Genomic DNA, 9,068 nt, shown 5'->3' on the forward strand with positions numbered 1-9,068 from the left:
TGCTGGACAGCGAGGGTATAGACTGGTTCACCTTCGACGTAAATATGAGCGTCCTTGAAGGCAGCATAGGCATTATGCCGCGGCGGTTAATGGTTCTGGACCGCGATTTGTTCATGGCAGAGGCGATCATGCGCGACGGCGAGATTGATCTGGGCCGTGACTGAACCGCTAAGCTGTGACGATTTTCTGGGTGGCAAGATCCGCATGTGGCAACCCCGCAAAGGGTATCGCGCCGGGGTTGACCCAGTTCTGCTTGCCGCATCTGTGCCCGCAAAACGAGGACAGTCCGTGCTTGAACTGGGGTGCGGCGTCGGGGTGGCGTCGCTTTGCCTTGCGGCCCGCGTGCCTGATCTTGCCATGACAGGGGTGGAAGTGCAGGCGGACTATGCCGCCCTCGCCCAGCGTAACGGTGCAGAGAATAATCTACCCTTCGCGGTCATGACCGCCGATCTGCGTGCCTTGCCTGCATCCTTGCGACAAATGCGGTTCGATCATGTGATCATGAACCCTCCTTATTTTGACCGCAGCACCGGGACGCCCGCCACCGATCAAGGCCGCGATACAGCTTTGGGCGGGGACACGCCGTTGCGCGATTGGCTGGACGTGGGCGCACGCAGGGTTGGCCCGCGTGGTTATCTGACTTTGATCCAAAGAATGGAACGCTTGCCAGAGGTTCTGGCCGCGTTGGAAGGCCGGCTTGGCGCGTTCATCGTGCGACCAATCGCAGGCCGCGCAGACAAGGCGCCAGAGCTGTTTCTGTTGCAAGCACGGCAAGAAGGGCGCACCGCGTTTCGCATGGCCCCGACGCTGATCATGCATGAGGGCGCGGTCCATTTGGCCGATCAGGACAGCTATACCCCCGCTGTCAGTGACGTTTTGCGCAATGGCGCAGAATTGCCCATCTGGCCTTAACCTTTTGGCAACTTCTTGGGTGCAGCCTGAGATCACGTCGAATTGCTGCCATGCGGCGTGACACAGCCGATAGGATGTGCTGCAATCGACATATCATCAACCAAGAGGAGTACTAAAATGAGCTTGAGTTCGCATCTGCAGGAACTGAAGAAGAAGCACCAACACCTCTCGGAGCATGTCGAGGTACTTCAGCGCAGCCCTGCGTCGGACGACCTTGAACTTGCAAAACTCAAGAAGCAAAAGCTGATGCTCAAAGAAGAAATTACGCGGTTGAGCACGCATTAAGCGACAGACCTTGCACTGGCGGCCGGTCATTTCGCCTGCTGCCAGTTCTGTAAAGGCGCGCCATTTGACTTGCGCGCATTTCGAATCAGCGAAATTGCCCATGAGATTTTCATGCGCACCACGGACCGACAAAAAAGGGCCACGCCTGAAAGGCGCGGCCCTTGGTTTTTTCGATCAGGCTTTGCCTAGACCATATATTGGCCGCCATTCGCTGACAGGGTCGAACCTGTGACGAAACCGGCATCGTCCGAGGCCAAAAAGACAACCGCGCGCGCGATCTCGGTGGCTTCGCCAAGGCGACCCACTGGAATTTGCGGCAGGATGACTTCGTTCATCACCTTTTCGGGAATCGTGCTCATCATCTCGGTGTTGATATAGCCGGGTGCGACGATATTGACCGTGATGCCTGCGCGTGCGCCTTCCTGCGCAAGCGACTTGGTGAAACCAATGTCGCCTGCCTTTGTGGCAGCATAGTTAGCTTGGGCAAACTGGCCCTTTTGGCCATTGATCGAGGAAATCGTCACGATCCGCCCGAACTTGCGTTCACGCATGCCGCCCCAGACATTGTGGGTCATGTTGAATACACCGTTGAGGTTAGTATCGATGCACTCGTGCCACTGCTGCGGCGTCATCTTGTGGAAGGGTGCGTCACGGGTAATGCCGGCGTTGTTGATCAGTACCTCAACCGGGCCTAGGTCAGCCTCGACCTGCGCGACACCTGCGGCGCAGGCTTCGTAGCTTGCCACGTCCCACTTGTAGGTCTTGATGCCGGTTTCAGCGGTAAAGGCCGCGGCCTTTTCATCATTGCCCGCATAAGTCGCGGCAACCGCATAGCCCGCGTCCTTGAGTGCTGTTGAAATAGCCGCGCCTATGCCGCGCGAGCCGCCAGTGACGAGTGCAACACGTCCCATAATAATTCCTCCTCAGTATTTCATTGTCAGGGTATTAGGCGGCCCAGCGATGGACCGCCTTGATTCAGATCACGGACGCTCGACGCACATGGCAACGCCCATGCCGCCGCCGATGCACAATGTGGCAAGGCCTTTCTTGGCCCCGCGCCGCTTCATTTCGAACAGCAGCGTGTTCAGGACACGGCAGCCGGACGCACCAATCGGGTGACCGATGGCAATCGCGCCGCCGTTGACGTTGACGATCGCAGGGTCCCAGCCCATGTCTTTGTTCACCGCACAGGCCTGAGCAGCAAAAGCCTCGTTCGCTTCGACAAGGTCCAGATCGCTGACGGACCATCCCGCCTTTTCCAGGGCCTTGCGTGACGCCATGACCGGACCAACACCCATGATGGAAGGGTCAAGGCCGGCGGTCGCGTAAGAAGCGATGCGCGCCAGCGGTTCGATCCCGCGCTTTTCGGCTTCATCAGCGGTCATCAACAAAGTTGCCGCCGCACCGTCGTTCAAGCCCGATGCGTTCGCTGCAGTTACAGACCCGTCTTTGGTAAAGGCAGGGCGCAGTTTCTGCATGGCTTCCATTGTGGCACCGTGGCGGATGTATTCGTCTTGATCGACGATGATATCGCCCTTGCGGGTTTTGACGGTGAATGCCGCGATTTCGTCAGCGAAGCGGCCAGCCTTTTGCGCGGCTTCCGCTTTGTTCTGAGAAGCGACTGCGAATTCATCCTGCATCTCGCGGGTGATCTGCCACTGGTTGGCGACGTTTTCGGCGGTTTGCCCCATGTGGTAGTTGTTGAAGGCATCCCACAGACCGTCGCGGATCATTGTATCGATGAACTTCATATCGCCCATTTTCTGCCCGGCACGCAGGTTTGCGGCATGGGTCGAAAGGGTCATGTTTTCCTGACCACCTGCTGCAACGATCGAAGCATCGCCCAGTTGGATATGCTGTGCGCCAAGCGCCACAGCCCGCAGGCCAGAGCCGCACACTTGGTTAATGCCCCATGCCGCCGCTTCGATTGGCAGACCCGCATTGATATGCGCCTGACGGGCAGGGTTTTGACCTTGCGCCGCTGTCAGCACCTGACCAAGGATCGTTTCGCTCACTTCAGACTTATCAATACCGGCCCGAGCGACGACGGCTTCCAGAACAGCGGCACCCAGATCGTGGGCGGGTGTGTTGGCGAAAGCTCCGCCAAAGCTGCCGACGGCTGTACGGGCGGCTGATGCGATAACGACATTGGTCATGGATGATCCCCTTCAGGTTTGTTCCCGAGCAGAACGGTGCCATCTACACGTATCAAGTGCAAGACAGTCCCGACTGCCACTTGCCATGCTCCATAGGTCGTAAGCTTATCTAGGGCAAATCAATTCCCTTCCGCATGCAGCGCAAGCCGTCAAAGTTCAAAGCCGGGAACCCCAAAGAAGTAGCCCTGAAGACAATCAGCGCCTATGCCTTTCAGGAAACTGGCCTCTGCCTCGGTCTCGACGCCGTCGGCGACGACAAACATCTCGAACTGATGGGCGACCGCAATCAGCGCCTCAACGAGGACCTGATTGTCGGGATCATGATCGATTCCCTTAACAAAGCTTTTGTCGATCTTGACCAGATCGAAATAGAAATCCTTGAGATAACGAAATGCGGTCAGTCCCGCACCAAAACCATCAAGCGCAAAACCCACCCCCTTTGGCTGCATTTCCCACATGAAGCGCATAACGTTTTCATGCAGCATCATCGCTGAACTCTCGCTGATTTCAAAAATCAGGCGTTCACCCAGACCCACATGGTCCATCAGACCGCGATCAAGGATACGGCGCCATTCCCCGTCTCCGATTGACCGCGCTGACAGGTTGACGGACAAGCGCATTTCCTCGTTCTGGCGCAAATGCCGCAACGCAAGATAGAGGGTCACGCAGTCAATCTGCCGCCCCAATGTGCTTTCCTCAATGGATGGCATGAAATGCCCTGCCGGAATAACGCGTCCTGTTTCATCTGTCAGGCGCATCAGGCCCTCGTGAAAAGCAATGTTATGCTGCGCATCGGCTGTGACGACCGGCTGAAAGGCAAGCTGCGCGCGACCATCATCCAGTGCATCCCGCACCATCGACATGATATCTGCGTCCCGGCTTGCCATTGCATAGCGCAACGGGTCGAAAAGAGCGTCATCATCAATTTGCGCGCGGCCAAGCGTGGCGTTTTGCATCTCAGGACTCCATACTGTTGCCCAGACAATGACCCATACCAAACTAACAACTGATTAAGGGCACCAAATGACCGAGCGCTGCGGCTGGGCCGGACCGGAACAGATTTACATCGACTATCACGACACCGAATGGGGCGTGCCGGAGTATGACAGTCGGGCCTTGTGGGAAAAGCTGATCCTCGACGGGTTTCAGGCGGGCCTGTCATGGATCACGATCCTGAAAAAGCGCGAGAACTTTCGCGCGGCCTTTGCGGGGTTCGACCCCGATGTGATTGCAACATGGGGCGAGCCCGACGTGCAGCGCCTGTTGGCCGATGCCGGCATCATCCGCCACAAAGGCAAGATAGAGGCGACAATCGGCAATGCCCGCGCATGGCAAGAGATCGAGGCGCGCGAAGGCTTTGACCGTTTCTTGTGGCGCTATGTCGATGGGGTGCCTTTACGGACGACCGTTTCAAACCGGGCGGATATGCCGACCCAATCGCCGCTGTCGGTTCAAATCTCAAAGGACCTCAAGAAAGCGGGCTTTCGCTTTTGTGGACCGACGATCGTTTACGCTTTCATGGAGGCAACGGGGTTGATCAACAACCACCTGACAACCTGCCCGCGTCACGCCCCCTGCGCGGCTCTCGCACGGTCACCAGCGTTTTAGCGCGTCCTCGTCTGCGTCCTTGGCCGCGACCCAAGTGGCCCCATCCCCAGTGATTTCTTTTTTCCAGAAAGGCGCGCGGGATTTCAGATAATCCATCAGGAAATCTGCCGCCTCGAATGCAGCGGCGCGATGAGCTGATGCGGTTGCCACCATCATGATCGGCGCACCCGGCGCCAGCGGGCCATAGCGGTGGATGACCAAAACATCGGCCAGGTCCCAGCGCTGGACAGCTTCCGTTGCAATCTTTGAAATCGCGCTTTCGGTCATGCCGGGGTAATGCTCGATCAGCATTTCTTGCAGATCACCCTTGGTATCACGGACGACACCGGTAAAGCTGACGACTGCACCGATATCCGTGCGGCCCTGCGCAAAGGCGTCCAATTCCGCGCCTGCGTCAAAGGGTTCGGCTTGCACGCGGACTGTCATCAGCCGCCTGTCATTGGCGGAAAAAAGGCAACTTCGCGCACACCAGCAAGTGGCGCGTCGAAAGAGGACAGCTCTTGATCCAAGGCCACGCGCAGTGCGCTGGTATCGGCAAAAGCGGCGGCATAGCGGTCTTCGCGCGCGCAGAGTTCGGCGATGAGGTCATTCACTGTCGCGGCATCGGTTTGGACCGTCTCTTGCGGCAAGCCGATCCGTTCACGGACCCATGCAAAATAGATGACATTCATAAGCTTCCATCCCTGAGATAGGGCCTTGCCTTGGTGAAATAATCCCAGCCCGTCACCAGCGTCAGAAGGCCAGCGGCCCAAAGCGTGATGATCCCGCCCCACCAGCTGATCATCATGCCCTGATACTTCCACCACAGACCCAATTCGTCAGGGCCTCGCCCTGAAATCGCATCTTCCACCATCTCTGACGTCATGGCCAGTGATTGCATCCCGAAGTAATGCTCGAACGCGCCGGTCGCGAAAAGCATGGCAATCGCGACCATCTGGGCAGTCGTTTTCCACTTTGCCAGATTGGTGACCTTTAGCGTACCGGCGGTATCGCCCAGAAACTCGCGCAGACCCGAGACAAAGACCTCGCGAAAGATGATGACGGTCGCGGGCAGCAAAATCCACGGGTTCATGCCGGAAAAGCCGGTGATGACGACCAAAGCGATGATCACCATCGCCTTGTCCGCAATCGGGTCCAGCATCGCCCCCAGTTTGCTTTCCTGTTTCCAAGCGCGGGCCAGATAGCCATCAAGGAAGTCGGTGAGCGCCGCCAGCACGAAAAGGACGAGCGCAAACCAGTCCGCCCAAGGCCGGGCGAAATATAGAAACATCACCACTACCCCCGGTGCAGCAGCGAGGCGCAGGATCGTGAGGATATTTGGCAGGTTCAAAGTCATGCGATAGTCGTAGCGTGGCTTCGCTGCTGTTACCAGAGGGCAGATAAGCCGAGACGGGGCAGCGCATGCAGGTCAGCGCTGACGATATTTGGCAGGCGACCCTCCGTTTGCCGATTGTGGTGAAAGGCAATTATTCCGCGGTCGCTCTTGAAGGCGAATCAGACGAAAGCGCGGTACGTCACCCGAACACAGTTCCGACACGATCAGCCAGTGTTTCGGGGCAACTGTGACAACACTCTGGCAGCAAGGTGCGCACATTAAGGAGGCCGCAGACCAAGCCTGTCTTTTTGGTAAGGGCCTGAAAAATATTCCTTAAATTTACCTCACACTACTTATATCTCAATTCTTGTATATGTAGTTTTGTCAAAGTTAATCAGTAACGTGTTCGCCAAAGTAAACGGTAAGGTCAGTATGACTATTGCGGCGGCGATGGCTTCCGCGACATCTGCAAACGTCAGCGCAAAGCGTAGTGCGCTGGCGTTTGACAGGCGAAGGTTTCGAACAGGCCGAAAATCCCCAAGCCTGGTCCGGGCAGCGTTTTTGCGTCTCTCTCAATCAGACAAATTCCATGTGCGGTCGTCACCCCCTGTCAGGTCAAGGCAAGGCATGCCTTGCAACTCTTCCGACGACACCATTCGACCACCAGAGTCTGGAGGTCACCCGAGAACCGCGCCCAGTCGGACGACGATGCCGGTGCAGTTTGCTTAAGCCCACGACATCCACAACCGCAGCATCGTCTGCTTTCACCAGAGCAACCTTCATTTCGATGAAACACTCTTCAATCACGCAATTCGAGAACGCCTCACACGCAAGACGCTGAACGCTCTCAGGAGAACCCAATGTTTATTAAAAAGTTACCGCGTCACTTACGCCCTATCACGTCCACAATCATCGCCGCTATCTTGTTTGTGCCCGCAGCTCACGCCCAAATGACCGCAGACTTGGCAAACACGCCCGAAGACGTGATACGCGTCCAGTTCATCGAAGATGAAAGCGGAAGCGAACGGATCGATCTGTCAGGCAAACTCAGGATGTTGAGCCAGCGCATTCCCGCCGCGGCCTGCAATCTGAATGCCGGTATTGCCGCTGAAGAAACCTCCAAGGTCCTAAGCGGCGCAGTGGCTGAACTGAACGCCATCCTTGCGGCACTTGAATTTGGAGACGAGAACCTCAACGTCAACGGCGCAGAGGAACGCCGCAAGACCCTACGTATGATTGAAGAACTCCACACAAGGTTCGCACCTCTCCAAGCCGCTTTGAGCGAAAGTGTCGACGGGGTGCCGAGCGATGAAGCCATTCAGGTGCTTGCTGCCGGGAATATGTCAGTCCTCGAGATGGCCCAACTTCTTGTGACGCAGATCTCTGGTGAATATTCAAATCAGGCTTCCCTGCTACAATCAGATGCGTTGGCGATCGACATTGCGGGTCGGCAACGGATGCTGACCCAGAAGATCTCCAAAGAAGTTTGCCTGATACTTTCGGATGTTGATGCGGCCGCATATCAGGAGTCCCTCGGCGGAACGATGCATCTGTTCGAAGTATCGCTGGATGCGTTGCGCGGTGGCATGCCCGAAGCGGGTGTCCAACCTCCGCGCACCGATGATATTGCAGCGGGACTGGAAGAAGCGCGCAATCACTGGCAGGCGATCAAGGGCCATCTGGATGCGATCAATGCCGGCGAAACAATCGACGACGCAGCACGCGCTGCAGTCTTCCTTGGTCTGAACACGACGATGGCTTCCATGAACCGTGTCGTTGGCCTGTACTCTGACGCATCGAAACTTGGCCTTTAAGAGCACAATTGGAAGAACCTCGGCGACTGTTGTGTTGGTTGCCGGGGGTCAACGCCCATTGGGAAGGTCCAAACCCATCTGTATTTTTGGCTTTCTGGCCTGCTAAAGCTTGGTCCACGCCTGCGTTTCGGCCGTCTTGGCCTTGAGCCACAACAAATCAAACCCCGCAATCAGGCGATACCCGCGCGCAAAAAGTGATGCGGCCTGTGCCTCGGCCAATGCGACACCACCCAATGGGATACCCGCCGCCAAACTTGCCTTTTCGACCTTTGCAATGGCGGCGATAAAGTCAGGGTGATCGAACTGACCGGAAACACCAAGATCCGTGGACAGGTCAAACTGGGCAGGGACCAAAAGATCGATCCCCGGAACCTTCACGATTTCTTCGATGTTCTCCACCGCATCGACGGTTTCAATCAGCAGCACGCAGCTTAAGGTCCCGTCAACCGCGTCCTTGTATTCGGCCAAAGGCACGCCAGCCATGGAATGTGCAATAAAGGGCCCGAACCCGCGATTGCCCTTTGGCGGGTAAAAGAGTGATGCCACCGCTTTGCGCGCATCATCGGCTGTACGGATCAGTGGAAAGACGATCCCTTCTGCACCCAGATCCAACACGCGTTTGACGTGGCTTGGGTCGTTCTCTGCGACGCGCACTAGGGGCGCGCACCCTGTGCCTTTGGTTGCTGCAATCATGGCATGAGCGCTGGCATAATCGACGGCCCCATGTTCCATGTCGATAATCACCGCATCCGCCCCGGCAGCGGCCATCGCCTGTGTCACAGTCGCCGAAGGGATCGTGCAAATGTGACCTGTCAGGCGATCTTGGGTAGAGTGCAGACGGTGCTTGAAGTTGGACATGGGTGTCTTGCCTTTTCAGCAGTGCTTGACGAGTTAAGTAGCAGCCGAGACAGGACCCAAGTCAACCATTCTCGTGGAAATAGTCGTAGATCGCCTGCGCCATATTCCCTGACACGCCCT

General features: G+C 56.8%; 12 protein-coding genes. 5 read left to right on the plus strand and 7 right to left on the minus strand.

The window, feature by feature from the left end; all coding sequences use genetic code 11:
• Positions 1-2: 2 nt before the first annotated feature.
• The 3 genes from NWQ23_RS15750 to NWQ23_RS15760 all read left to right on the plus strand — a co-directional run bounded on the left by NWQ23_RS15750 (position 3) and on the right by NWQ23_RS15760 (position 1,197).
• Positions 3-164, plus strand: a complete 162-nt coding sequence (locus tag NWQ23_RS15750; RefSeq protein WP_306167353.1) for a DUF2007 domain-containing protein — start codon at positions 3-5, stop codon at positions 162-164.
• Positions 165-204: 40 nt separating this feature from the next.
• Complete coding sequence (locus NWQ23_RS15755; protein WP_372340142.1) at positions 205-912, plus strand: tRNA1(Val) (adenine(37)-N6)-methyltransferase; 708 nt, start codon at positions 205-207, stop codon at positions 910-912.
• Positions 913-1,029: 117 nt separating this feature from the next.
• Positions 1,030-1,197 carry a DUF465 domain-containing protein gene (locus tag NWQ23_RS15760; protein ID WP_306167343.1) on the plus strand — a complete coding sequence of 56 codons (168 nt, stop codon included), beginning with the start codon at positions 1,030-1,032 and terminating at the stop codon, positions 1,195-1,197.
• 185 nt (positions 1,198-1,382) lie between these two features.
• Here the strand turns inward: NWQ23_RS15760 and phbB are convergent, their stop codons facing one another.
• From phbB to NWQ23_RS15775, 3 genes are all read right to left on the minus strand, one after another.
• Positions 1,383-2,108: an acetoacetyl-CoA reductase gene (phbB, locus tag NWQ23_RS15765; protein ID WP_306167344.1), complete on the minus strand. Its 726-nt coding sequence runs from the start codon at positions 2,106-2,108 to the stop codon at positions 1,383-1,385.
• A 69-nt stretch (positions 2,109-2,177) separates the two neighbouring features.
• A complete protein-coding gene (locus tag NWQ23_RS15770) occupies positions 2,178-3,353 on the minus strand; it encodes an acetyl-CoA C-acetyltransferase (RefSeq protein ID WP_306167345.1) in 1,176 nt (391 codons plus the stop codon).
• A gap of 149 nt (positions 3,354-3,502) precedes the next feature.
• Positions 3,503-4,309, minus strand: a complete 807-nt coding sequence (locus NWQ23_RS15775) for an EAL domain-containing protein (RefSeq protein WP_306167346.1) — start codon at positions 4,307-4,309, stop codon at positions 3,503-3,505.
• A gap of 67 nt (positions 4,310-4,376) precedes the next feature.
• Here NWQ23_RS15775 and NWQ23_RS15780 point away from each other — a divergent pair, with 67 nt between their 5' ends.
• On the plus strand, positions 4,377-4,961 hold the full coding sequence (locus NWQ23_RS15780; protein ID WP_306167347.1) for a DNA-3-methyladenine glycosylase I: 585 nt from the start codon (positions 4,377-4,379) through the stop codon (positions 4,959-4,961).
• Here the strand turns inward: NWQ23_RS15780 and NWQ23_RS15785 are convergent.
• The 3 genes from NWQ23_RS15785 to pgsA are packed head-to-tail and all read right to left on the minus strand — an operon-like array spanning position 4,947 to position 6,297.
• On the minus strand, positions 4,947-5,387 hold the full coding sequence (locus tag NWQ23_RS15785; RefSeq protein WP_306167348.1) for a molybdenum cofactor biosynthesis protein MoaE: 441 nt from the start codon (positions 5,385-5,387) through the stop codon (positions 4,947-4,949). The two genes, NWQ23_RS15780 and NWQ23_RS15785, sit on opposite strands and share 15 nt — an antisense overlap.
• Complete coding sequence (gene moaD / locus NWQ23_RS15790; protein ID WP_306167349.1) at positions 5,387-5,632, minus strand: molybdopterin converting factor subunit 1; 246 nt, start codon at positions 5,630-5,632, stop codon at positions 5,387-5,389. The genes NWQ23_RS15785 and moaD overlap by 1 nt, the downstream gene beginning before the upstream one ends.
• A complete protein-coding gene (pgsA, locus tag NWQ23_RS15795; protein WP_306167350.1) occupies positions 5,629-6,297 on the minus strand; it encodes a CDP-diacylglycerol--glycerol-3-phosphate 3-phosphatidyltransferase in 669 nt (222 codons plus the stop codon). Before pgsA ends, moaD begins: the two co-directional genes overlap by 4 nt.
• 929 nt (positions 6,298-7,226) lie before the next feature.
• Between pgsA and NWQ23_RS15800 the strand changes: the two genes are divergently transcribed.
• Positions 7,227-8,090: a type IV pili methyl-accepting chemotaxis transducer N-terminal domain-containing protein gene (locus NWQ23_RS15800; RefSeq protein ID WP_306167351.1), complete on the plus strand. Its 864-nt coding sequence runs from the start codon at positions 7,227-7,229 to the stop codon at positions 8,088-8,090.
• A gap of 102 nt (positions 8,091-8,192) precedes the next feature.
• Here the strand turns inward: NWQ23_RS15800 and NWQ23_RS15805 are convergent, their stop codons facing one another.
• Complete coding sequence (locus NWQ23_RS15805; RefSeq protein ID WP_306167352.1) at positions 8,193-8,948, minus strand: HpcH/HpaI aldolase/citrate lyase family protein; 756 nt, start codon at positions 8,946-8,948, stop codon at positions 8,193-8,195.
• Positions 8,949-9,068: the final 120 nt, after the last annotated feature.

Origin of the sequence: Yoonia sp. (assembly GCF_030731595.1) — a bacterium.
Lineage (GTDB): Bacteria > Pseudomonadota > Alphaproteobacteria > Rhodobacterales > Rhodobacteraceae > Yoonia.

Coding starts and splice junctions, on each gene's coding strand:
- NWQ23_RS15775 (WP_306167346.1), bottom strand. CDS start 4,309: ATGCAAAACGCCACGCTTGGCCGCGCGCAAATTGATGATGACGCTCTT.
- moaD (WP_306167349.1), bottom strand. CDS start 5,632: ATGAATGTCATCTATTTTGCATGGGTCCGTGAACGGATCGGCTTGCCG.
- NWQ23_RS15760 (WP_306167343.1), top strand. CDS start 1,030: ATGAGCTTGAGTTCGCATCTGCAGGAACTGAAGAAGAAGCACCAACAC.
- pgsA (WP_306167350.1), bottom strand. CDS start 6,297: ATGACTTTGAACCTGCCAAATATCCTCACGATCCTGCGCCTCGCTGCT.
- NWQ23_RS15785 (WP_306167348.1), bottom strand. CDS start 5,387: ATGACAGTCCGCGTGCAAGCCGAACCCTTTGACGCAGGCGCGGAATTG.
- NWQ23_RS15770 (WP_306167345.1), bottom strand. CDS start 3,353: ATGACCAATGTCGTTATCGCATCAGCCGCCCGTACAGCCGTCGGCAGC.
- phbB (WP_306167344.1), bottom strand. CDS start 2,108: ATGGGACGTGTTGCACTCGTCACTGGCGGCTCGCGCGGCATAGGCGCG.
- NWQ23_RS15755 (WP_372340142.1), top strand. CDS start 205: ATGTGGCAACCCCGCAAAGGGTATCGCGCCGGGGTTGACCCAGTTCTG.
- NWQ23_RS15800 (WP_306167351.1), top strand. CDS start 7,227: ATGACCGCAGACTTGGCAAACACGCCCGAAGACGTGATACGCGTCCAG.
- NWQ23_RS15780 (WP_306167347.1), top strand. CDS start 4,377: ATGACCGAGCGCTGCGGCTGGGCCGGACCGGAACAGATTTACATCGAC.
- NWQ23_RS15805 (WP_306167352.1), bottom strand. CDS start 8,948: ATGTCCAACTTCAAGCACCGTCTGCACTCTACCCAAGATCGCCTGACA.